We start from the raw sequence: 21,403 nt of genomic DNA on the forward strand, positions 1-21,403 counted from the left end.
ATGAGCGTGGCCAGCCAACCGAACAAGACGCCCGACACCAGCGGCGCCGCCAAGAAGACGTCGAAGGATGGCGGTATCGGCGAACTGATCAAGATCATCATTCACGCCCTTATCATTGCGCTGGTGGTCCGCACGGCCCTGTTCCAGCCGTTCAACATTCCGTCCGGTTCGCTGATCCCGACGCTTCTGGTCGGCGACTACGTCATGGTCTCGAAATACAGCTATGGCTGGTCGCGCTATTCGGTGCCGGTGATTTCCGGCTTCCTGCCCTCCGGCCGCTTGTGGGCGGGCGAGGGGCCGAAGCGCGGCGACATCGCCGTGTTCAAGCTGCCCAAGGACAATTCGACCGATTTCATCAAGCGCGTCATCGGCCTGCCCGGCGATCGGATCCAGGTGCGCCAGGGCCGACTGTTCATCAACGGCACCATGGTTCAGCGCGAACAGGCGGGCACCTATCTGGTCAAGGACGAATTCGGGCGCGACAAGCAGGTGCCGAAGTATATCGAAACCCTGCCCAATGGCGTGAAGCACGAGGTCATCGAAATCCAGGGCGACAGCGGTTATTACGACAACACCGATGAATATGTCGTGCCGCCGGGCAACTACTTCATGATGGGTGACAACCGCGACAATTCCGATGATTCGCGCGATCTTGCCGCCGTCGGTTACGTGCCGCTCGATAATTTCGTCGGCAAGGGCCAGATCATCTTCTTCTCCGTCGCCGATGACGCCTCGCCTCTCGCTTTCTGGCAGTGGCCGTGGACCGTGCGCGGCAGCCGTTTGTTCTCGCTCATTCGATAATGGCGGATCAGACCACGTCTGACGGAGTGTTGCGTCGAATTTGGCCTCATGCGAGCCGCTCCAACAGATTGCTGTTTGCTGGTGGCGCTATGCTGTTGCTCGCCTCTTGCCGCAATTTCTCGGTGCCGAGTGGTTCCAACATTCCTACGCTGCTCGTGGGTGACGTCGTGATGGTGTTGCCCTTCGGCGAGGGACCTTTAGTCGGGGCCCCCGCTCGTGGCGACATGGCGGTATTCCGATTGCCCAAGGATCGCTCCACCTATTTCATCAAGCGGGTGATCGGCCTGCCGGGAGATCGCATCCAGATGCGCGATGGCCATCTGTTCATCAACGGAAGCAGGGTGCCGCGCGAGCCGGCCGGCAGCTACAAAGCGGAGATGGCGTTTAGCGTCGACAAACAGGTGCCGAAATATCGGGAGACCTTGTCGAACGGACGGAATTATGAAGTCATCGAGGTCAGTGAAGACATTGGCTTTTACGACAATACCGATGAATATGTCGTTCCGGCCGGCCATTATTTCACGATGGGCGACAATCGCGACAATTCCGATGACTCGCGCGATCTCGCCGGTGTCGGCTATATTCCGCTTGAGAATTTCGTGGGCAAACCCTGGCGGGTCCTGTTCTCGACGGCCAAGGGACAAATGCGCCTGTTTAAGATCGTACAATGAGCTCGAAGAAGAAACCTCCGCTTGAAACTCTGGAAGCCGCGCTCGGCCATGTCTTTGCCGATCGCTCTGTCTTGGAGCGAGCGTTGACGCATATCAGCTTTCTCGACGGGCCGGCTAGGCTGGAGAGTTATCAGCGCCTGGAGTTTCTCGGCGACCGTGTGCTCGGGCTGGCGGTTGCCGACATGCTTTACAGCGTCTTCCCCGATGACGAGGAGGGCGCAATGTCGCGCCGGCTTTCCGACCTCGTGCGCAAGGAGACCTGCGCTGCCGTCGCAAACGACTGGGGGGTAGGCCCGCATGTCAAGCTCGGCCTTGGCGAGGCCCATTCGGGCGGGCGCAAGCGTGTCACCACGCTTGGCGATGTCTGCGAGGCCTTGATCGGCGGCGTCTTCGTCGACGCCGGCTATGATAAAGCGCGCGCCGTGGTCGAGAACGCCTGGCGCGAGCGGCTTCACGCTCCGGTCAGGCCGCCGAGCGATGCCAAGACCGCCTTGCAGGAATGGGCGCAGGGCCGTGCGTTGAAGGCCCCGACCTATCGCTTGGTTTCGCGTACCGGGCCCGATCACAATCCACGTTTCGTAATCGCCGTCGATATCGAGACGCTGGCCTCGGCCGAGGGCGAAGGCAAGTCCAAGCGCCTGGCCGAGCAGGCCGCCGCCACCGCCTTCATGGCACGCGAAGGCATCTCTCTGGAGGGGCGGCGGAGCTGAACTTTCGGCGGATATGGCCGACTGGCCTGCCCGGGACATGAACAAAACCGGCTTGCGGCGGCCCGGAGCGTTTTGTGGTTTGTCGGAAACGGGTCAAACCACAAAGACGCGTCGAAACGATGAGTTGGAGCAAAGTGCGATTCGGTAAAATCGAACTTTGTTCCAGGGCGTATCGCGCCGTATTTCGGAGCGCGAATGTCTGCTAGAACGTCGACAATGGTAGAATGTCCGAGCCCGTTCCTCGCGGACGCGTTCGGACATTCTGCTTGAGCCGGATTGATCCAAGAGCATTTTCCGGAAGAGTCGATAGACTGTTCGATTGAGAAAATGCGTTAAAACAAAGAGTTAGGGAAAATTGCGATGCGAAGAAATCGCAGTTTTCCCTAGAAAGAGCAAATGAACGAGACTACGCAAACAAGATGCGGCTTCGTCGCCCTGATCGGCGCACCCAATGCCGGCAAGTCCACGCTGATGAACGCCATCGTCGGCGCCAAGCTGTCGATCGTGACCCATAAGGTGCAGACGACGCGTGCGATCGTGCGCGGCATCGCCATCACAGGCGAAGCACAGATCATCTTCGTCGACACGCCTGGCATCTTCCAGCCCAGGCGCCGGCTCGATCGGGCCATGGTCACTACCGCATGGAGCGGAGCGGCCGATGCCGATGCCGTCTGCCTGCTGGTCGATGCCCAGCGCGGGCTCGACGAAGGCAATGAGGCCATCCTGCAAAAGCTTTCGGCAACCAAGCAGAAGCGCATCCTCATCCTCAACAAGATCGATGCGGTGAAGCGCGAAAAGCTGCTGGAGCTTGCCCAGGCCGTCAATGCGCGGCTGCCCTTCGAACAGACCTTCATGCTATCGGCGCTGACCGGCAGCGGCGTGGAAGATCTCACCCGTCATCTCGGCTCCATCATGCCAGCCGGACCCTGGCTCTATCCCGAGGACCAGATCTCGGATGCGCCCCTGCGTTCGCTGGCGGCCGAGATCACGCGCGAGAAGCTGTTCCTGCGACTGCATGATGAACTGCCCTACGAATCGACGGTGGAAACCACGGCGTGGACGTCGATGAAGGATGGTTCCGCCCGCATCGAGCAGACGATCTATGTCACGCGCGAGGGACACAAGAAGATTGTCATCGGCAAGGGTGGCGAAACCATCAAGGCGATCTCGATGGCGGCACGCAAGGAAATCGCGGCCATGGCCGAGGCGCCGGTGCATCTGTTCCTGTTCGTGAAGGTGCGCGAGAACTGGTCTGACGACCCCGAGCGCTATCGTGAAATGGGCCTGGACTTCCCGGTGGAGAAACCCTGAGGCAGGCGCCTTCCAATGCGTTTTGCGATTTGACGAAAATACCAACCCGATGGAATGGATCGACAGCGGTTACATATTGGGCGTGCGCCGCCACGGCGAATCCAGCGTGATCCTGGAGGCTATGACCCGGGATCACGGCCGTCATCTCGGCATGGTGCGGGGAGGGCGCTCGCGGACTTTGCAGCCTGTGCTGCAGCCTGGCAACGAGGTGCAACTCACCTGGCGCGCCCGGATCGAAGGTCATCTCGGTCATTTCGCCGTCGAGGGACTGACCTTGCATGCTGCTCGGTTCCTGTCCTCCCGGCTGGCCTTGTTCGCCATGACCCATGTGGCGGCCCTGGTCCGCCTGCTGCCCGAGCGCGATCCACATCCAGGGCTCCACGAGGCCTTCGGCCACCTCATAGAGGTGCTTGGAGACCCCGCCTTGGCGCCGGCGCTGATCGCAAGATTCGAACTTGAAATCCTGTCGGACCTCGGCTTCGGCCTCGATCTGGCCGCCTGCGCCGTCACCGGCCGGCGGGACGACCTGATCTATGTCTCGCCCAAGAGTGGGCGGGCGGTCTGCCGGGAAGCTGGAACTCCCTGGCATGACAGGCTGTTGCGCTTGCCAGCCTTTCTGCGCGGAGAGGAAGGCGTGCCTGGCGCTGGCGACATCGCGGATGGCTTGCGCCTCACCCAATATTTCCTGGAGCGCGATGTCTTTGCGCCGCGCGGTCTTGCCATGCCCGAGGGTAGGCGTGTGCTGCTGGAAGACCTGGTGGTGGCGAAAGAAAAAGGTTAACCAATCCTTATTCCGCCAAAGTCGTTGGCTACGACCGCCGGGATGAAGTTCTCGAGGATGCCGCCGTGACGATCCGTCCTGTTTCCTTGTTGGCGATTACGTTCTGTCTCGTTACTCTGCCGATGACACAGGCCCAGGCGGGCTGGCGTGACGCTCCCTTTTACGACGACGGAGGATGGGGCGGCGAGTTCGAGGCGCCCATGCGCCCCTATCACCCGCGGCCCATCTATCGCGAGGATGATGGAGGCTACGAGACCCGCAGCTTCTATCCGCGCCCGTGGGTGAGGGGGCCGGCCTATGCTCCGGATCTCGACGCCCCCTATGACGTCCTGCCGGAGGAGCGTGGCCCGGCGATGCGACCGCTGCGGCCGCCCCGCCGTCTTGTCGGGACGCCGCAAAGCCTGCCGCGTCCGGCTCTGCCCAAACCGCGCAGCGCAGCCCTGTCTGCACCGAAAAAGCTCGAACCGGCCAAAACTCTGCCGCTCGCTGCTGCGCCCAAACCGCGCCCCGAGCCGGTTCAGGAGGCAAGAGCCCTGCCGGTGCCGCGGCCGAATCTCGAAAGTATGGATTTCGAGCCCGCGAAATAGAACAGCGCTCGTCCTTACGGCTCCCGGTGATCGGTCAAATAGTAAAAGCGTTCAGGCCGGTATCTTCGTTCGAGCCACATAGAGTGCGAGGGCGGCGGCATTCGAGACGTTGAGGCTTTTGATCTCGCCGGGCATGTCGAGCCGGGCCAAGGCATCGCAGAGCGAACGGGTGCGCTGACGCAGGCCCTTGCCCTCGGCGCCGAGCACAAGGGCCAGCGGCCCGGCGAACACGGTGCCTTCCAATGTTGCCGGTCCTTCCGAGTCGAGACCGATTCGCGTCACGCCGCTCGCTTCCATTTCATCCAGCGTGTCGCCGAGATTGCGTACGGAAACGACCGGTACATGTTCGAGGCCGCCCGAGGCCGATTTGGCGAGCACGCCGGTGGCGGCTGGTGAATGGCGCTCGGTCGTGATGATCGCAGCCACCTTGAAGGCGGCGGCCGAGCGGATGATGGCGCCGACATTATGGGGATCGGTGATCTGGTCGAGCACCAGGACGATATCTTGCGCGCCGAGCTCGCCGAAGGCGGGAGCGGGCAGGGGAGCCGCCTCCAGATAGAGGCCCTGGTGAATCGAATCGGGCGTGAGCAGACGGTCGATGTCGCCGGGACGGACGGTTTCTGGCTTGATTCTCGTCTCGACCTTCTCGTCGGCCAGCCTTTTCAGGGCATTTTCGGTGGCGAGTAGCCGCTTGAGCTTGCGGTTGGGGTTCTGCAGCGCTTCACGCACCGGGTGCCAGCCATAGATCACCACGGTTTCCGGCGTCGCTTCGCCAGCGTAGCCCCGATGGTGGCCGCGATGGCCTCTGCGGTCCCTGTCCTTCATGTTTTTCTCCGTTCCGGAGACTGCCCATGACATGCCCGGCGCGCCAAAAAAAGCCCCGTCCGCGATTAAGTGTAAAAACTCGTCGTCAATCTTCGCCTTTTAGGTTGACAGGCACCGATCCCCTCACCATAACGGCGCCCTCTGAACGAAGCGGTCGCGCCACTTGGCCGCTTCGATTTCGCAGCGGTGTCACAGCGTTGCGGAAGGACGTTTTGGAGGGGTGCCCGAGTGGTTAAAGGGGACGGACTGTAAATCCGTTGGCTCAGCCTACGTTGGTTCGAATCCAACCCCCTCCACCAAACGTCCAAAGAATACTGTGCTTGGTCGCGGGTGTAGCTCAATGGTAGAGCAGCAGCCTTCCAAGCTGAATACGAGGGTTCGATTCCCTTCACCCGCTCCACTCCCTTCCGGTCGGATTTTGGGCCGCACACGCGCCGTGCTCCATTCTCTTCTTGCGCGTTGCCGCAAAAACCCCTATCGAGCCGCCCGATATTTCGCACCGGCGAAATACCCAATCCTCCAATGCTGGAAACGGGGCTATGGCCAAAGAGAAATTTGAACGCAACAAGCCGCACTGCAACATCGGCACGATTGGTCACGTTGACCATGGCAAGACGTCGCTGACAGCGGCGATCACGAAGGTGCTTGCCGAGACGGGCGGTGCGACGTTCACGGCGTATGACCAGATCGACAAGGCACCGGAAGAGAAGGCTCGTGGCATCACGATCTCGACGGCGCATGTGGAGTATGAGACGAAGAACCGTCACTACGCCCACGTCGACTGCCCCGGGCATGCCGACTATGTTAAGAACATGATCACGGGCGCGGCGCAGATGGACGGCGCGATCCTGGTTGTTTCGGCAGCGGACGGCCCGATGCCTCAGACGCGCGAGCACATTCTGCTGGCCCGCCAGGTCGGCGTTCCGGCGCTGGTCGTGTTCCTGAACAAGGTCGACCTTGTCGACGATCCGGAGCTGCTTGAGCTGGTTGAGATGGAAGTTCGCGAGCTTTTGTCGAAGTACGAGTTCCCCGGCGACGACATTCCGATCACGATGGGCTCTGCGAAGGCTGCTCTGGACAACGTCAACCCGGCGATTGGTCATGACGCGGTGCTGAAGCTGATGCAGACGGTTGACGACTACATCCCGCAGCCCGAGCGTCCGATCGACCAGCCCTTCCTGATGCCGGTTGAAGACGTGTTCTCGATCTCGGGCCGTGGCACGGTCGTGACCGGCCGTGTCGAGCGCGGCATCGTCAAGGTTGGCGAGGAAGTCGAGATCGTCGGCATCCGCGCCACGCAGAAGACGACGGTGACGGGCGTCGAGATGTTCCGCAAGCTTCTGGACCAGGGCCAGGCTGGCGACAACATCGGCGCGCTGCTGCGCGGCACCAAGCGTGAGGACGTGGAGCGCGGGCAGGTGCTGTGCAAGCCCGGTTCGGTGAAGCCGCACACCAAGTTCAAGGCCGAAGCCTACATCCTGACCAAGGAAGAGGGCGGTCGTCATACGCCGTTCTTCGGCAACTACCGTCCGCAGTTCTACTTCCGCACGACGGACGTGACGGGCGTGGTGACGCTGCCTGAGGGTACGGAGATGGTGATGCCTGGCGACAACATCGCCATGGAAGTGAACCTGATCGTGCCGATCGCCATGGAAGAGAAGCTGCGCTTCGCCATCCGTGAAGGCGGTCGTACCGTCGGCGCCGGCGTCGTCGCCGCAATCATCGAATAAGAACGGGCGAAAGCTTGAGTTCGGAACGGCGCAGCCTTGGCTGCGCCGTTTTTGTTTGTATTGGTGGCTTTTGCGTAAAGTGTTTTTGACGCGTTTTCTTAATCGAAAAGTCTATCAACCTTTCTGAAAAACGCTCTATCCGCATTCGAGGAACAGGTCATGATCGTCGTCACTACCAATGATCTCCCAGGTTACCGCGTCGTGAAGCATTTCGGCGTGGTGCGGGGCATCACCGTGCGTTCGCGCAGCGTGATCGGCAATATTGGTGGCGCCATCCAGTCGGTGTTCGGCGGCAAGCTGTCGGTCTATACCAATCTGGCGGAAACCGCCCGGCAGGAAGCCTATGAGCTTCTCGTGCGTCATGCCGAGGAACTGGGCGCCAATGCCATCATCGCCATGCGCTACGATGCCAATGAGATCATGGATGGAATCACCGAGGTGCTGGCCTATGGCACCGCGGTGGCCGTCGAGCCGGTCTAAGCGAGGCCGGGGCAGCCCGGGTATGAAAACTGCCATGAAATGCGGAGCGCCTGCAGGTCCGTCGCACTTCTGCCCTGGCGGCGATGAAAATTTACACAGCGATCCCCATCTGTGGGATTGCGCCAAATCATTTGCGCGGCTATGTAGGCGCCGCGCGAGCAACGCGTAGGGGTATAGCTCAGCTGGTAGAGCGACGGTCTCCAAAACCGTAGGTCGCAGGTTCGATCCCTGCTGCCCCTGCCAATTTACGCGGATGAGGCGTTTAGCTTTTTTCGCTCTGTCATGAAAGCCGGGGGATGGGGCTTGGCCGCACCCTCGGTTTTGTGTTGGCAAAAACGGCCGGACAGGATTTGCAAGCCCGCTGGGCGGGATCGCAGACCCTGCGAGGTTCACAGTCGTCGCAGAGCCTGGCTGGCCGGATCATGTCCGCTTCATCCACGCTCCGCTCAGGCCCGGCCTTGCATTTGCAAGGTAGGATTTCGAAATGAGTGCCGGAACAATCCTGTTTCGGTCAAGGCGGTAGAACGATGGCAAAGACGACTCCGATGGAGTTCTTGCGACAGGTTCGCAACGAAACGAACAAGGTCACCTGGCCCACCCGCCGGGAAACCATGATCACGGCCCTCATGGTCGTCATCTTCACCATCGCCATGGCCATCTTCTTCTCCATCACGGATGCCGTGTTGATCCGTGCCGTCTCCTTCATCGTGAATCTGGGCCGCTAGGGAAAATCCATAATGGCCAAGCGCTGGTACATCGTTCACGCCTATTCCAACTTCGAGAACAAGGTCGCGCAGTCGATTCGCGAGCAGATCGCCCAGCGTGGGCTCTCCGATCTGTTCGAAGAGATCCTGGTGCCGACCGAAAAGGTCGTCGAGGTTCGCCGCGGCCGCAAGGTCGACACCGAACGCAAGTTCTTCCCCGGCTATGTGCTGGTGAAGTGCGACCTGACGGACGAGGTGCATCACCTCATCAAGAACACGCCGAAGGTCACCGGCTTCCTGGGTGCCGACAAGGCCAAGCCCGTGCCGATTCCCGACCGTGAGGCGGAGCGCATCAAGGGGCAGGTCGCCGATGGCGTCGAGCGTCCCAAGCCCTCCGTCAGCTTCGAGGTCGGCGAGCAGGTCAAGGTCGCGGACGGCCCGTTCGCATCCTTCAACGGCATCGTCGAGGAAGTCGACGAGGGGCGTGCCCGCCTCAAGGTGGCGGTTTCCATTTTCGGCCGGGCCACCCCGGTCGAACTCGAATATGGGCAGGTCGAGAAGGTTTGACCTGATTCCATACGCGGGAGGAGACATCGGGCCGATCGCCGCCCGATGAAACCGAACCGCGAAACTCCGGCCATCTCGATGGTCACCTGCCATCCTCTCGATGGCCTGCCATCCTCTTGATGGCTGATAACCGCGGGGCAACCCGCATAGGAGCAACAAATGGCGAAGAAAATTACGGGCTACGTCAAGCTTCAGGTTCCGGCCGGCGCCGCGAACCCGTCGCCGCCCATCGGCCCCGCGCTCGGTCAGCGCGGCCTGAACATCATGGAATTCTGCAAGGCTTTCAATGCGAAGACCGCGCAGATGACCAAGGGCATGCCGATCCCGGTCATCATCACGGCCTATCAGGACCGTTCCTTCACCTTCGAACTGAAGCTTCCCCCGGTGTCCTACTGGGTCAAGGAAGCTGCCGGCATCAAGTCGGGTTCACAGACCCCCGGCAAGGGCGCCAAGGCTGGCAAGATCACGATCGCCCAGATCCGTGAGATCGCCGAGAAGAAGCTGCCCGACCTCAACTGCGATACGGTCGAGGCCGCTATGGCCATGGTGAAGGGTTCCGCCCAGTCGATGGGCCTCGAGATCGTCGGGTGATATGATGGCACATCAAGGAAAGCGTATTCGCGCGGCCAAGGAAGGCATTGACCGCATCAAGCTCTACGGCCTGGATGAGGCTGTGGCCCTGATCAAGGACCGCGCCAAGGCCAAGTTCGACGAAACCGTCGAGATCGCCATGAATCTGGGCGTCGATCCTCGCCATGCCGACCAGATGGTCCGCGGTGTTTGCAACCTGCCCAACGGTTCGGGCCGGACGCTGCGCGTGGCCGTGTTCGCCCGGGGCGCCAAGGCTGACGAAGCCCGCGCTGCCGGTGCCGATGTGGTGGGCGCAGAGGATCTCGTCGAGATCGTCAATGGCGGCAAGATCGATTTCGATCGCTGCATCGCCACCCCGGACATGATGCCGCTGGTCGGTCGTCTGGGTAAGGTGCTCGGCCCGCGCGGCATGATGCCGAACCCGAAGGTCGGTACCGTGACCATGGACGTCACCTCGGCCGTGCAGGCTTCGAAGGGTGGTTCGGTCGAGTTCCGTGTCGAGAAGGCCGGCATCGTGCATGGCGCCATCGGCAAGGCCTCGTTCTCGGCCGACAAGCTCGCCGAGAACATCAAGGCTTTCGCCGACGCCGTGGTCAAGGCCAAGCCGACTGGCGCGAAGGGCACCTATGTCCAGCGCGTCGCCCTGTCTTCGACCATGGGCCCCGGCGTGAAGATCGATCCGGCCAGCGTGCTCAGCGCCTGATCCGTTTTGCATCGAACGATTTGAAAACCCCGCCGAAGCAGCTTCGGCGGGGTTTTCTATGTTCGAGTTGGTCTAGAGGCAGCTTTTTCGCGCCATGACGCAAGATCCAGGAAGACTGGATCGTCACCATCCGAGTAGGTACACCAACCATCCGCCTCTTCGGTGAGAAGGCGCAGGAGCTGCGCCTGTCTTGCGGTTATCGTTCCATGGCCGTATGGCGCCTCCCGGGCGATTTGCCAAAGGTCATATTCCAGATCTGACATCCAGCCGGCGTAGTAGCATTGCTCGCTGATACCCCTCATCAGTGCCAGCAACCCCAGCGCAGCACCCCTCTGCGGGCTTTCCGTAAAGAGGCAATTGATCGTCGCTCCCGAGATTTCCAACTTGTACATCCCCGTCGCCTTGGTATCCTGGGGGCAAGCAAGCTGCTGCGACATTGGCAGGTCAACGTGTTTCGATCGCGTCTTGAAAAATTGGGGTAACGATCAAATTCCCCCTTGGCAATTCGGCCAAGAGGGACTATATCGCGCTTCTCACTGAACTGATCAAAGGTTCATGACCCTGGGATGTGTAAACAGCCCGGGATTTTTGCTGTCCAAAGCAATTTGGACGGTAGGCTGGTCGGAAGGGTTTTCGAGCCTTGACGGCCATGTCCTGTCCGAGACTGCAGGCGCAGGGAAACCTGCTTAATCGCCGGGAGAGGCCCTGAAAAGCGCTCCTTTTGGCCTGCATAGACGGGGAAGACCGGTTTTCGGTATCCGCCTCGCGGCTGCCTCGTGAATTGGTTCGATCCGACTCGCTCGTTGTGATGGCATGTGTCATTTTGACGCACGTCCGATAACGAGGGACAGGCAATCGAGCGTCGCCTTTCAAGGTTCCGGTTCGCCGGTATCCCTAAGGCGGCAAATGCAACGGTCGGCTTTCCTTTGAATTTGGGAAAGCTGCAACCGGAGAGAGCAACGTGGAAAGAGCGGAAAAGCAGGAGTTCATCGGCGTTCTCCAGGAAGTCTTCAAGGCTTCTGGCGTCGTCGTCGTAGCTCACTATTCCGGCCTGACCGTCGCCCAGATGCAGAACCTGCGCAAGCAGGCCAAGGCAGCTGGTGCGACCGTGAAGGTCGCTAAGAACCGCCTCGCCAAGATCGCTCTCGATGGCACGGATGTGGCCTCCATCGCGCCCCTCATGAAGGGCCCGACCTTGATCGCTTATTCCAGCGATCCTGTGGCTGCTCCGAAGGTCGCCGTCGACTTCGCCAAGGCCAACGACAAGTTCGTTATCCTCGGCGGCGCGATGGGCAAGACCTCTCTGAACCAGGATGGTGTCAAGGCGCTTGCGTCTCTGCCGTCTCTGGACGAACTGCGCGCCAAGCTTATCGGCCTTATCCAGGCCCCGGCTACCAAGGTCGCTCAGGTCGTCAACGCACCGGCTGCCAAGCTGGCTCGCGTGTTCGGAGCCTATGCCAAGCGAGACGAAGCGGCGTAAGGCCGTTCGCAACCCGATAAACCGGTACGAACCTAAACTAAGGATTACGGACAATGTCCAAGATTGAAAAGATCGTTGAAGACCTCTCGAGCCTGACGGTTCTGGAAGCCGCTGACCTCGCCAAGGCCCTGGAAGAGAAGTGGGGCGTTTCGGCTGCTGCTGCTGTTGCAGTGTCGGCTGGCCCGGCTGCTGCGGCCGCTCCGGCTGCTGAAGCTCAGACCGAGTTCACCGTTGTTCTGGCTGCTGCTGGCGACAAGAAGATCGAGGTCATCAAGGAAGTCCGCGCGATCACCGGCCTCGGCCTCAAGGAAGCCAAGGACCTGGTCGAAGCTGCTCCGAAGCCCGTCAAGGAAGCCGTGGCCAAGGAAGAAGCCGACAAGATCAAGGCTGCCCTCGAGAAGGTCGGCGCCAAGGTCGAGCTCAAGTAAGCGAGCTTGCTTCAGGCGATTTGGCCCCGGGGTTTCCCCCGGGGCCTTTTCGGCGTTTTGGGGCCTTGCGCACCAGATGCCGGAACGGCGGACCAGAGAATCTTCGAGATTTCGATCCAATTGGATGAGATCGTTCGGGATTTTCCGGTCTGCCGTGACGAGAATGGCGAGGGCCGGTGATCCGGCCGACAGTTTCAGCACCGGGCCGCACCAGCGGCGCTGTGCCGGGCGGGGAGGGCAATCTTCCCTGCGATTCAAATGCCTGCAGGATCGGTGCAATGGTGCCGGGCCTGCTTGAAAGGACGAGGACCACATGGCTCAGACGACCAATGCCCGCAAGCGCGTCCGCCGGTTTTTCGGAAAGATCCGCGAAGTCGCGACGATGCCGAACCTGATCGAGGTTCAGAAGGCTTCCTACGACCAGTTTCTCCAGGTCTTGGAGCCCGAGAGCGGGCGGACGGATGAGGGATTGCAGACCGTATTCAAGTCGGTCTTCCCGATCTCGGACTTCTCCAACAAGGCGATGCTCGAATTCGTCCGCTACGAATTCGAAGCGCCGAAATATGACGTCGACGAGTGCCGCCAGCGCGGCATGACCTTTGCTGCGCCTCTCAAGGTGACACTGCGTCTGATCGTGTTCGATGTCGACGAGGAAACCGGCGCCCGCTCCGTGAAGGACATCAAGGAGCAGGACGTCTACATGGGCGACATGCCGCTCATGACCTCGAACGGCACCTTCATCGTCAACGGCACCGAGCGCGTCATCGTCTCCCAGATGCACCGTTCGCCGGGCGTGTTCTTCGATCACGACAAGGGCAAGACCCACTCGTCGGGCAAGCTCCTGTTCGCCGCACGCATCATTCCCTATCGCGGCTCCTGGCTCGACATCGAGTTCGATGCCAAGGACATCGTGCATGCGCGCATCGATCGCCGCCGCAAGATCCCGGTCTCCTCGCTGCTCTTTGCCCTCGGCATGGATGGCGAAGAAATTCTGCGTACCTTCTACAACTCCATCACCTATGTCCGCGACAAGGATGGCTGGCGCGTTCCCTATGACTGGAACCGTCTGAAGGGCGTCAAGCCGACCATCGATCTCATCGACGCCGATACCGGCGAAGTCGTGGTTGAAGCCGGCAAGAAACTGACGGCGCGTTCTGCCCGCGCGCTGGCCGACAAGGGCCTCAAGGCCCTGCGCGTCACGGATGAGGATCTGATCGGCCGTTACGTCGCCGAGGACATCGTCAATCTCAACACGGGCGAGGTCTATCTGGAAGCTGGCGACGAGCTCAGCGAGAAGAACCTGAAGCTGCTCGGCGACGAGGGTTTCGACGAGATTCCCGTGCTCGACATCGATCACGTCACGGTTGGTGGCTACATCCGCAACACGCTGGCGGTCGACAAGAACAACTCGCGCGAAGAGGCCTTGTTCGACATCTATCGCGTGATGCGTCCGGGTGAGCCGCCGACGATCGACTCCGCCGAGGCGATGTTCCAGTCGCTGTTCTTCGATTCCGAGCGTTACGACCTCTCGTCGGTCGGCCGCGTCAAGATGAACATGCGCCTCGACCTCGATGCCGAGGATACCGTCCGCGTGCTGCGCAAGGACGACATCCTGGCCGTGGTCAAGACGCTGGTGGACCTGCGCGACGGCAAGGGCGAGATCGACGACATCGATCATCTCGGCAACCGCCGCGTGCGCTCGGTCGGCGAGCTGATGGAAAATCAGTATCGCGTCGGCCTGCTGCGCATGGAGCGCGCCATCAAGGAGCGCATGTCCTCGGTCGACGTCGACACCGTAATGCCGCAGGATCTGATCAACGCCAAGCCGGCGGCTGCCGCCGTGCGCGAGTTCTTCGGCTCTTCGCAGCTCTCGCAGTTCATGGACCAGACCAACCCGCTGTCGGAAATCACCCACAAGCGTCGCCTGTCGGCGCTTGGCCCGGGTGGTCTGACCCGCGAGCGTGCCGGCTTCGAAGTGCGCGACGTGCATCCGACCCACTACGGCCGCATCTGCCCGATCGAGACGCCGGAAGGCCCGAATATCGGTCTGATCAACTCGCTGGCGACCTTTGCTCGCGTCAACAAATACGGCTTCATCGAGGCGCCCTACCGTCGCGTCCGCGACAGCAAGGTCACGCCCGAGGTCGTCTATCTGTCGGCGATGGAAGAGGGCAAATACTACGTCGCCCAGGCCAACATCCCGCTCGACCAGGAAGGTCGGCTGACCGAGGACTTCGTGGTCTGCCGTCATGCCGGTGAAAACGTCATGGTGACGCCTGACCGCGTCGACTACATGGACGTGTCGCCTAAGCAGCTGGTTTCGGTTGCCGCCGCGCTCATTCCCTTCATCGAGAATGACGACGCCAACCGGGCGCTGATGGGAGCGAACATGCAGCGCCAGGCCGTGCCGCTGGTGCGCGCCGATGCGCCGTTCGTCGGCACCGGCATGGAAAGCGTGGTGGCCCGTGACTCCGGCGCTGCCATCGGCGCCCGCCGCACCGGCATCGTCGACCAGATCGACGCGACGCGTATCGTTATCCGCGCCACCGCCGATCTCGATCCGACGCAGTCGGGCGTCGACATCTACCGCCTGATGAAGTTCCAGCGCTCCAACCAGTCGACCTGCATTACGCAGAAGCCGCTGGTCCGCGTCGGTGACGTCGTGAAGAAGGGTGACATCATCGCCGACGGTCCCTCGACCGAACTCGGCGAGCTGGCGCTTGGCCGTAACGTGCTCGTCGCGTTCATGCCCTGGAACGGCTACAACTTCGAGGACTCCATCCTGCTCAGCGAGAACATCGCCAAGGAGGACGTGTTCACCTCGATCCACATCGACGAATTCGAAGTGATGGCCCGCGATACCAAGCTGGGTCCGGAAGAAATCACGCGCGACATTCCGAACGTCTCGGAAGAGGCGCTGAAGAACTTGGACGAGGCTGGCATCGTCTATATCGGCGCCGAGGTGCAGGCCGGCGACATCCTGGTTGGCAAGATCACGCCGAAGGGCGAGAGCCCGATGACGCCGGAAGAAAAGCTCCTGCGCGCCATCTTCGGCGAAAAGGCCTCCGACGTGCGCGATACCTCGTTGCGTGTTCCCCCGGGCGTCACCGGCACCATCGTCGAAGTGCGCGTGTTCAACCGCCACGGCGTCGACAAGGACGAGCGTGCCCAGGCGATCGAGCGCGAAGAGATCGAGCGCCTGGCCAAGGACCGTGACGACGAGCAGGCGATCCTCGACCGCAACGTCTATCAGCGTCTCGTCGAATTGCTCGAGGGCAAGGCGGCGATTGGCGGGCCTAAGGGCTTCAAGAAGGAGACGGTGCTTACTGCCGACGTGATGCAGGAGTATCCGCGCTCGCAGTGGTGGAACTTCGCCGTGGCCGACGACGCTCTGATGAGCGAGGTCGAGGCCATGCGCAAGCAGTACGACGAATCCAAGAAGCGCCTTGAACAGCGCTTCCTGGACAAGGTCGAGAAGCTGCAGCGTGGCGACGAACTGCCGCCCGGCGTGATGAAGATGGTCAAGGTCTTCGTCGCCGTGAAGCGCAAGATCCAGCCGGGTGACAAGATGGCCGGCCGTCACGGCAACAAGGGCGTGGTTTCGCGCATCATGCCGATCGAAGACATGCCTTTCCTCGAGGATGGCACGCCGGTCGACATCGTGCTCAACCCGCTCGGCGTTCCCAGCCGCATGAATGTCGGTCAGATTCTCGAAACCCATATGGGTTGGGCAGCTGCCGGTCTCGGCAAACTCGTTGGCGATGCCATCGACGCCTATAAGAGGGGCAAGGGGGCCAAGCAGCTCAAGGATACGCTCGACCGCATCTACGGCAAAAATGAAGAGATCGAGTCCATGGACGAGCGTGAGCTCGTCGACATGTCCTCGACGCTTCGCCGCGGCGTGCCGATCGCGACCCCGGTCTTCGACGGCGCCAAGGAAAGCGACATCGTCGACTTCCTCAGGATGGCGGGGCATGACGCCTCGGGTCAGGTGCAGCTCTATGACGGGCGCACGGGCAATCCCTTCGACCGCAAGGTGACAGTCGGCTACATCTACATGCTGAAGCTGCACCATCTGGTCGACGACAAGATCCATGCCCGTTCGATCGGCCCGTACTCGCTGGTCACGCAGCAGCCGCTGGGTGGCAAGGCGCAGTTCGGCGGTCAGCGCTTCGGCGAAATGGAGGTGTGGGCCCTGGAAGCCTACGGCGCCGCCTACACGCTGCAGGAGATGCTCACCGTCAAGTCGGACGACGTGGCGGGCCGCACCAAGGTCTACGAGGCCATCGTGCGCGGCGACGACACCTTCGAGGCGGGCATTCCGGAATCGTTCAACGTGCTGGTCAAGGAAATGCGTTCGCTGGGCCTCAATGTCGAGCTCACCGGCCTGCGCAACGCCGACCAGATGCTGCCGCCGGCCGAAGCTGCCGAGTGACATTGCCCGGGAGGCGGGTCTTCGGACCCGCCGTGACCGTGCCGCGAATGAGGCGGGTCTGAAGACCCGCCCCCCATTTTTATCCGCGCGGGCAGGGGCGTTGGCCCCGCCTTAGCGCAAACCTGGAGACGGCCATGAACCAAGAGGTCATGAATCTCTTCAATCCGGTAGCGCAGCCGCAGACCTTCGATCAGATCAAGATCTCGATCGCTTCGCCGGAAAAGATTCTTTCCTGGTCCTACGGCGAGATCAAGAAGCCGGAGACCATTAACTACCGTACGTTCAAGCCCGAGCGTGACGGCTTGTTCTGCGCGCGCATCTTCGGACCCATCAAGGATTACGAGTGCTTGTGCGGCAAGTACAAGCGCATGAAGTACAAGGGCGTCATCTGCGAGAAGTGCGGCGTCGAAGTCACGCTGTCGCGCGTCCGCCGCGAGCGCATGGGCCATATCGAACTCGCTGCGCCCGTCGCCCATATCTGGTTCCTGAAGTCGCTGCCGAGCCGCATCGGCCTCTTGATGGATATGACGCTCAAGGATCTCGAGCGCATCCTGTACTTCGAATATTACGTTGTGATCGAGCCCGGCCTTACCCCCTTGAAGGAGCGTCAACTCCTCTCTGAGGATGAGTATGCGCGCGCTCAGGACGAGTATGGCGAGGACAGCTTCACCGCGATGATCGGCGCCGAGGCCATCCGCGAGATGCTGCGCTCCATGGATCTGGAGAAGATCGCGGCGGATCTGCGCGTCGAGATCGCCGAGTCCACCTCGGAGCTCAAGCCTAAGAAACTGGCCAAGCGCCTGAAGATCATCGAGGCCTTCGTCCAGTCGGGCAACAAGCCTGAATGGATGATCCTGACGGCCGTGCCGGTGATCCCGCCGGATCTGCGCCCGCTCGTCCCGCTCGACGGTGGGCGCTTCGCGACCTCGGACCTCAACGATCTCTATCGCCGTGTCATCAACCGCAACAATCGTCTGAAGCGGCTGATCGAACTGCGTGCGCCTGACATCATCATCCGTAACGAAAAGCGCATGCTGCAGGAAGCTGTGGACGCGCTGTTCGACAATGGCCGCCGTGGCCGCGTCATCACCGGCGCCAACAAGCGCCCGCTGAAGTCGCTGTCCGACATGCTCAAGGGCAAGCAGGGCCGGTTCCGCCAGAACCTGCTCGGCAAGCGCGTCGACTATTCCGGCCGTTCGGTCATCGTCGTCGGTCCTGAGCTGAAGCTGCATCAGTGCGGCCTGCCCAAGAAGATGGCGCTGGAGCTGTTCAAGCCCTTTATTTATTCGCGTCTCGACGCCAAGGGGCTCTCCGCGACCGTCAAGCAGGCCAAGAAGTTGGTCGAGAAGGAAAAGCCGGAAGTCTGGGATATCCTCGACGAGGTCATCCGCGAGCATCCGGTGCTGCTCAACCGTGCTCCGACGCTGCATCGCCTTGGCATCCAGGCCTTCGAGCCGGTGCTGATCGAAGGCAAGGCCATCCAGCTGCATCCGCTTGTCTGCACCGCCTTCAATGCGGACTTCGACGGTGACCAGATGGCCGTGCACGTCCCGCTGTCGCTCGAAGCGCAGCTGGAAGCGCGCGTGCTGATGATGTCGACCAACAACATCCTGCATCCGGCCAATGGTCAGCCGATCATCGTACCGTCGCAGGACGTCGTGCTCGGCCTGTATTATGTGACGCTGATGTCGGACGGCGAGCCCGGGCAGGGCATGGTGTTCGGCAACGTCGGCGAACTCGATCATGCGATCGACAACAGAGTCGTCACGCTGCACTCGAAGATCAAGTGGCGCTGGAGGGGCATCGATGCCGAAGGCAACGAGGTCACCAAGATCTACGACACCACGCCCGGCCGCGTGAAGCTGGCCGAGCTGCTGCCGAAGAATCCCAAGATCTCCTTCGAGGCCGCCAACAATCTGATGACGAAGAAGGCAATCTCCGCCCTCATCGACGTCGTCTATCGCAACGTGGGTCAGAAGGAGGCGGTCATCTTCTGCGACCGCATCATGACGCTCGGCTTCTCCAACGCCTTCAAGGCGGGCATCTCCTTCGGCAAGGACGACATTGTCGTGCCGGAAAACAAGTGGAAGATCGTGGCCGAGACCGACGCTCTCGCGAAGGATTACGAGCAGCAGTACAATGACGGTCTGATCACCCAGGGTGAGAAGTACAACAAGGTCGTCGATGCCTGGGCCAAGTGTGCCGATCGTCTCGCAAAGGAGATGATGGACCGCATTTCGGCCGTGAAGAAGGACGAGAGCGGCCGCGACAAGCCGATCAACTCCATCTACATGATGGCGCACTCCTCGGCCCGCGGTTCGCCGGCCCAGATGCGTCAGCTCGGCGCCATGCGCGGCCTGATGGCCAAGCCGTCGGGTGAAATCATCGAGACGCCGATCATCTCGAACTTCAAGGAAGGCCTCACCGTGCTCGAGTACTTCAACTCGACCCACGGCGCCCGCAAGGGTCTGGCCGACACCGCCTTGAAGACGGCGAACTCGGGTTATCTGACGCGTCGTCTCGTCGACGTCGCCCAGGACTCGATCATCACCGAGACCGATTGCGGCTCGGAAGGCGGCATCGGTGTTCGTGCGATCGTCGATGCGGGCCAGGTCGTGGCTTCGCTCGGCATTCGCGTCCTCGGTCGTACCGCGGCTCAGAACATCACCGACCCCTCGACCGGCACCGTCATCGTGCCGAAGGGCGAGATGATCGACGAGAAGGCAGTCGACCTGATCAGTGCCTCGGGCCTGCAGGAGATCAAGATCCGTTCGGTGCTCACCTGCGAGACCAAGAACGGCGTCTGCGCCACCTGCTATGGTCGCGACCTGGCACGCGGCACGCGCGTCAATATGGGCGAGGCTGTCGGTGTCATTGCGGCGCAGTCGATCGGCGAGCCGGGTACGCAGCTCACCATGCGTACCTTCCACATCGGTGGCGCGGCGCAGATCAACGAGCAGTCGAACATCGAGTCGACCTTCGAGGGCACGGTCAAGATCCGTAACCGCAACGTGGTGCGGAACACGGACGGCGAGTTGATTGCCATGGCCCGCAACCTGGCTGTCGTGGTCCTCGACCATGACGGCACGGAGCGCTCGGTCAACCGCGTCCCCTATGGTGCCCGCATCAAGGTCGATGACGGTGACAAGATCAAGCGCGGCCAGCGTATCGCCGAGTGGGATCCCTACACCCGCCCGGTGATCACCGAACTCGACGGTGTGATCGGCTATGAGGATCTGGTCGACGGCATCTCGGTTAACGAGAGCGCCGACGAGTCGACCGGCATCACCAAGCGCGTGGTCTCCGACTGGCGGACGTCGAGCCGCTCGGCGGATCTGCGTCCGGCCTTGGTGATCAAGGGCGGCGACGGCAAGATCGCCAAGCTGTCGCGCGGCGGCGACGCCCGCTACTTCCTGGCGGCCGAATCCGTCATCTCGGTCGATCCAGGCTCGAAGGTGAATGCCGGCGACGTCATCGCCCGCGTGCCGCTGGAGAGCGCCAAGACCCGCGACATCACGGGCGGTCTGCCGCGCGTGGCCGAGTTGTTCGAGGCTCGTCGTCCGAAGGATGCGGCGATCATCGCCGAAATCACCGGCACGATCCAGTTCGGTCGCGACTACAAGAACAAGCGTCGTCTCGTGATCCAGCCGCATGAGGCTGATCAGGAGCCGGTCGAATATCTGATCCCGAAGGGCAAGCACATCCATCTCCAGGACGGCGACGTCGTCGAGAAGGGTGACTTCATCGTCGATGGTAACCCGGCTCCGCACGATATTCTGGCGGTCAAGGGCGTCGAGGAACTGGCGGCCTACCTGGTCAACGAAATCCAGGAAGTCTACCGCCTGCAGGGCGTGCAGATTAACGACAAGCACATCGAAGTGATCGTCCGGCAGATGCTGCAGAAGATCGAGGTCACCGACGCCGGTGAGACCGAGTTCCTACCCAGCGAGCAGGTCGACCGCATCGAGTTCGAAGAGGCCAACCTCAAGGCGGTCGAGGAGGGCAGGAAGCCCGCGGTGGGCCATCCGGTGCTGCTCGGCATCACCAAGGCTTCGCTGCAGACGCGTTCGTTCATCTCGGCGGCCTCCTTCCAGGAAACCACCCGCGTGCTCACCGAAGCTGCCGTCAACGGCAAGTCGGATACGCTGGAGGGCCTCAAGGAGAACGTCATCGTCGGCCGCCTCATCCCGGCCGGTACTGGTGCCCAGGTTGCTCGGGTCCGCGAGATCGCCAAGCGCCGCGACGATCTCATCCTGCAGCAGAAGCAGGCCGAGGCCGGTGTTCCGGCTACGCCGGCGGCCGAAGCCGAAGTCGTGGCATTGCCCGCGGCGGAGTAAGAAAATTCAACCGATCGGTTGAATGGGAGGGCGGCTTGTAAGAGCCGCCCTTTCGTCTTTGAGGGAGCCGTGATCATGACGAGGGAGGGGCAGACCCGAAGCCCGAAGTCATGCAAAACGGCAAAGGGGCTATGCGAAAGGCCCTATCGGCTCAAAAACCTCATTTATTGGTAAATTTGACACGCTTCGCGCTTGACGAGAGGCGAGTCGGCAGTTAAAGACCACATCACTTTCAGGGCGGGCCGTAAGCCGTATTGTTCCT

Annotated in this window: 18 protein-coding genes and 3 tRNA genes; 19 read left to right on the top strand and 2 right to left on the bottom strand. The window is 61.5% G+C overall.

The window, feature by feature from the left end:
• The 6 genes from lepB (ACZYTC_RS05685) (at nt 1) to ACZYTC_RS05710 (ending at nt 4,861) form a co-directional block, all read left to right on the top strand.
• Nucleotides 1-801 (top strand): signal peptidase I, encoded by an 801-nt coding sequence (lepB, locus tag ACZYTC_RS05685; RefSeq protein WP_434956987.1) that lies wholly within the window; start codon nt 1-3, stop codon nt 799-801.
• Nucleotides 801-1,472, top strand: coding sequence for a signal peptidase I (gene lepB / locus ACZYTC_RS05690; RefSeq protein WP_488989104.1), 672 nt, complete (start codon nt 801-803; stop codon nt 1,470-1,472). Before lepB (ACZYTC_RS05685) ends, lepB (ACZYTC_RS05690) begins: the two co-directional genes overlap by 1 nt.
• Nucleotides 1,469-2,182 (top strand): ribonuclease III, encoded by a 714-nt coding sequence (gene rnc / locus ACZYTC_RS05695; protein WP_434956985.1) that lies wholly within the window; start codon nt 1,469-1,471, stop codon nt 2,180-2,182. The genes lepB (ACZYTC_RS05690) and rnc overlap by 4 nt, the downstream gene beginning before the upstream one ends.
• Nucleotides 2,183-2,578: 396 nt before the next feature.
• Complete coding sequence (era, locus tag ACZYTC_RS05700; protein WP_441772277.1) at nt 2,579-3,493, top strand: GTPase Era; 915 nt, start codon at nt 2,579-2,581, stop codon at nt 3,491-3,493.
• A 49-nt stretch (nt 3,494-3,542) separates the two neighbouring features.
• A complete protein-coding gene (gene recO / locus ACZYTC_RS05705; RefSeq protein ID WP_434956983.1) occupies nt 3,543-4,274 on the top strand; it encodes a DNA repair protein RecO in 732 nt (243 codons plus the stop codon).
• Between the two features lie 65 nt (nt 4,275-4,339).
• Nucleotides 4,340-4,861, top strand: a complete 522-nt coding sequence (locus tag ACZYTC_RS05710) for a hypothetical protein (RefSeq protein ID WP_434956982.1) — start codon at nt 4,340-4,342, stop codon at nt 4,859-4,861.
• A 51-nt stretch (nt 4,862-4,912) separates the two neighbouring features.
• On the opposite strand, the gene ACZYTC_RS05715 is transcribed toward ACZYTC_RS05710, so the two are convergent.
• Entirely contained in the window at nt 4,913-5,686 is a 774-nt protein-coding gene (locus ACZYTC_RS05715; RefSeq protein WP_434956981.1) for a TrmH family RNA methyltransferase, read from the bottom strand.
• A gap of 214 nt (nt 5,687-5,900) precedes the next feature.
• On the opposite strand from ACZYTC_RS05715, the gene ACZYTC_RS05720 reads away from it, so the two are divergent.
• The 9 genes from ACZYTC_RS05720 (at nt 5,901) to rplA (ending at nt 10,461) form a co-directional block, all read left to right on the top strand.
• Nucleotides 5,901-5,985, top strand: a tRNA-Tyr gene (locus tag ACZYTC_RS05720).
• A gap of 27 nt (nt 5,986-6,012) precedes the next feature.
• A tRNA-Gly gene (locus ACZYTC_RS05725) sits at nt 6,013-6,086 on the top strand.
• 139 nt (nt 6,087-6,225) lie between these two features.
• A complete protein-coding gene (gene tuf, locus ACZYTC_RS05730; RefSeq protein ID WP_434956980.1) occupies nt 6,226-7,416 on the top strand; it encodes an elongation factor Tu in 1,191 nt (396 codons plus the stop codon).
• Nucleotides 7,417-7,575: 159 nt separating this feature from the next.
• Nucleotides 7,576-7,896 (top strand): YbjQ family protein, encoded by a 321-nt coding sequence (locus tag ACZYTC_RS05735; RefSeq protein WP_105865681.1) that lies wholly within the window; start codon nt 7,576-7,578, stop codon nt 7,894-7,896.
• Between the two features lie 167 nt (nt 7,897-8,063).
• Nucleotides 8,064-8,139: transfer RNA gene (locus ACZYTC_RS05740), tRNA-Trp, on the top strand.
• Nucleotides 8,140-8,423: 284 nt separating this feature from the next.
• Complete coding sequence (gene secE / locus ACZYTC_RS05745; RefSeq protein ID WP_434956979.1) at nt 8,424-8,621, top strand: preprotein translocase subunit SecE; 198 nt, start codon at nt 8,424-8,426, stop codon at nt 8,619-8,621.
• A 12-nt stretch (nt 8,622-8,633) separates the two neighbouring features.
• Complete coding sequence (gene nusG / locus ACZYTC_RS05750; protein WP_434956978.1) at nt 8,634-9,167, top strand: transcription termination/antitermination protein NusG; 534 nt, start codon at nt 8,634-8,636, stop codon at nt 9,165-9,167.
• A 159-nt stretch (nt 9,168-9,326) separates the two neighbouring features.
• Nucleotides 9,327-9,758 carry a 50S ribosomal protein L11 gene (gene rplK / locus ACZYTC_RS05755; RefSeq protein ID WP_105865683.1) on the top strand — a complete coding sequence of 144 codons (432 nt, stop codon included), beginning with the start codon at nt 9,327-9,329 and terminating at the stop codon, nt 9,756-9,758.
• A gap of 4 nt (nt 9,759-9,762) precedes the next feature.
• The gene (rplA, locus tag ACZYTC_RS05760; protein ID WP_434959656.1) at nt 9,763-10,461 is read left to right on the top strand and encodes a 50S ribosomal protein L1; all 699 of its coding nucleotides are present in this window, start codon (nt 9,763-9,765) and stop codon (nt 10,459-10,461) included.
• Nucleotides 10,462-10,517: 56 nt separating this feature from the next.
• Here rplA and ACZYTC_RS05765 read toward each other — a convergent pair whose 3' ends face one another.
• On the bottom strand, nt 10,518-10,853 hold the full coding sequence (locus ACZYTC_RS05765) for a hypothetical protein (RefSeq protein ID WP_488989105.1): 336 nt from the start codon (nt 10,851-10,853) through the stop codon (nt 10,518-10,520).
• 569 nt (nt 10,854-11,422) lie between these two features.
• On the opposite strand from ACZYTC_RS05765, the gene rplJ reads away from it, so the two are divergent.
• The 4 genes from rplJ to rpoC all read left to right on the top strand — a co-directional run bounded on the left by rplJ (nt 11,423) and on the right by rpoC (nt 21,141).
• Nucleotides 11,423-11,941, top strand: coding sequence for a 50S ribosomal protein L10 (gene rplJ / locus ACZYTC_RS05770; RefSeq protein WP_434956976.1), 519 nt, complete (start codon nt 11,423-11,425; stop codon nt 11,939-11,941).
• A 53-nt stretch (nt 11,942-11,994) separates the two neighbouring features.
• Nucleotides 11,995-12,369 carry a 50S ribosomal protein L7/L12 gene (gene rplL, locus ACZYTC_RS05775; protein ID WP_434956975.1) on the top strand — a complete coding sequence of 125 codons (375 nt, stop codon included), beginning with the start codon at nt 11,995-11,997 and terminating at the stop codon, nt 12,367-12,369.
• A gap of 313 nt (nt 12,370-12,682) precedes the next feature.
• Complete coding sequence (gene rpoB, locus ACZYTC_RS05780; RefSeq protein ID WP_434956974.1) at nt 12,683-16,804, top strand: DNA-directed RNA polymerase subunit beta; 4,122 nt, start codon at nt 12,683-12,685, stop codon at nt 16,802-16,804.
• Nucleotides 16,805-16,938: 134 nt separating this feature from the next.
• Nucleotides 16,939-21,141 (top strand): DNA-directed RNA polymerase subunit beta', encoded by a 4,203-nt coding sequence (rpoC, locus tag ACZYTC_RS05785; protein ID WP_434956973.1) that lies wholly within the window; start codon nt 16,939-16,941, stop codon nt 21,139-21,141.
• Nucleotides 21,142-21,403: the final 262 nt, after the last annotated feature.

This window comes from Labrys sp. F242 (assembly GCF_057813875.1).

What these genes read in the sequence shown, in the direction of transcription:
- lepB (WP_434956987.1), top strand. Translation starts at nt 1, where the DNA reads ATGAGCGTGGCCAGCCAACCGAACAAGACGCCCGACACCAGCGGCGCC.
- lepB (WP_488989104.1), top strand. Translation starts at nt 801, where the DNA reads ATGGCGGATCAGACCACGTCTGACGGAGTGTTGCGTCGAATTTGGCCT.
- rnc (WP_434956985.1), top strand. Translation starts at nt 1,469, where the DNA reads ATGAGCTCGAAGAAGAAACCTCCGCTTGAAACTCTGGAAGCCGCGCTC.
- era (WP_441772277.1), top strand. Translation starts at nt 2,579, where the DNA reads ATGAACGAGACTACGCAAACAAGATGCGGCTTCGTCGCCCTGATCGGC.
- recO (WP_434956983.1), top strand. Translation starts at nt 3,543, where the DNA reads ATGGAATGGATCGACAGCGGTTACATATTGGGCGTGCGCCGCCACGGC.
- ACZYTC_RS05715 (WP_434956981.1), bottom strand. Translation starts at nt 5,686, where the DNA reads ATGAAGGACAGGGACCGCAGAGGCCATCGCGGCCACCATCGGGGCTAC.
- tuf (WP_434956980.1), top strand. Translation starts at nt 6,226, where the DNA reads ATGGCCAAAGAGAAATTTGAACGCAACAAGCCGCACTGCAACATCGGC.
- ACZYTC_RS05735 (WP_105865681.1), top strand. Translation starts at nt 7,576, where the DNA reads ATGATCGTCGTCACTACCAATGATCTCCCAGGTTACCGCGTCGTGAAG.
- secE (WP_434956979.1), top strand. Translation starts at nt 8,424, where the DNA reads ATGGCAAAGACGACTCCGATGGAGTTCTTGCGACAGGTTCGCAACGAA.
- nusG (WP_434956978.1), top strand. Translation starts at nt 8,634, where the DNA reads ATGGCCAAGCGCTGGTACATCGTTCACGCCTATTCCAACTTCGAGAAC.
- rplK (WP_105865683.1), top strand. Translation starts at nt 9,327, where the DNA reads ATGGCGAAGAAAATTACGGGCTACGTCAAGCTTCAGGTTCCGGCCGGC.
- rplA (WP_434959656.1), top strand. Translation starts at nt 9,763, where the DNA reads ATGGCACATCAAGGAAAGCGTATTCGCGCGGCCAAGGAAGGCATTGAC.
- ACZYTC_RS05765 (WP_488989105.1), bottom strand. Translation starts at nt 10,853, where the DNA reads ATGTACAAGTTGGAAATCTCGGGAGCGACGATCAATTGCCTCTTTACG.
- rplL (WP_434956975.1), top strand. Translation starts at nt 11,995, where the DNA reads ATGTCCAAGATTGAAAAGATCGTTGAAGACCTCTCGAGCCTGACGGTT.
- rpoB (WP_434956974.1), top strand. Translation starts at nt 12,683, where the DNA reads ATGGCTCAGACGACCAATGCCCGCAAGCGCGTCCGCCGGTTTTTCGGA.
- rpoC (WP_434956973.1), top strand. Translation starts at nt 16,939, where the DNA reads ATGAACCAAGAGGTCATGAATCTCTTCAATCCGGTAGCGCAGCCGCAG.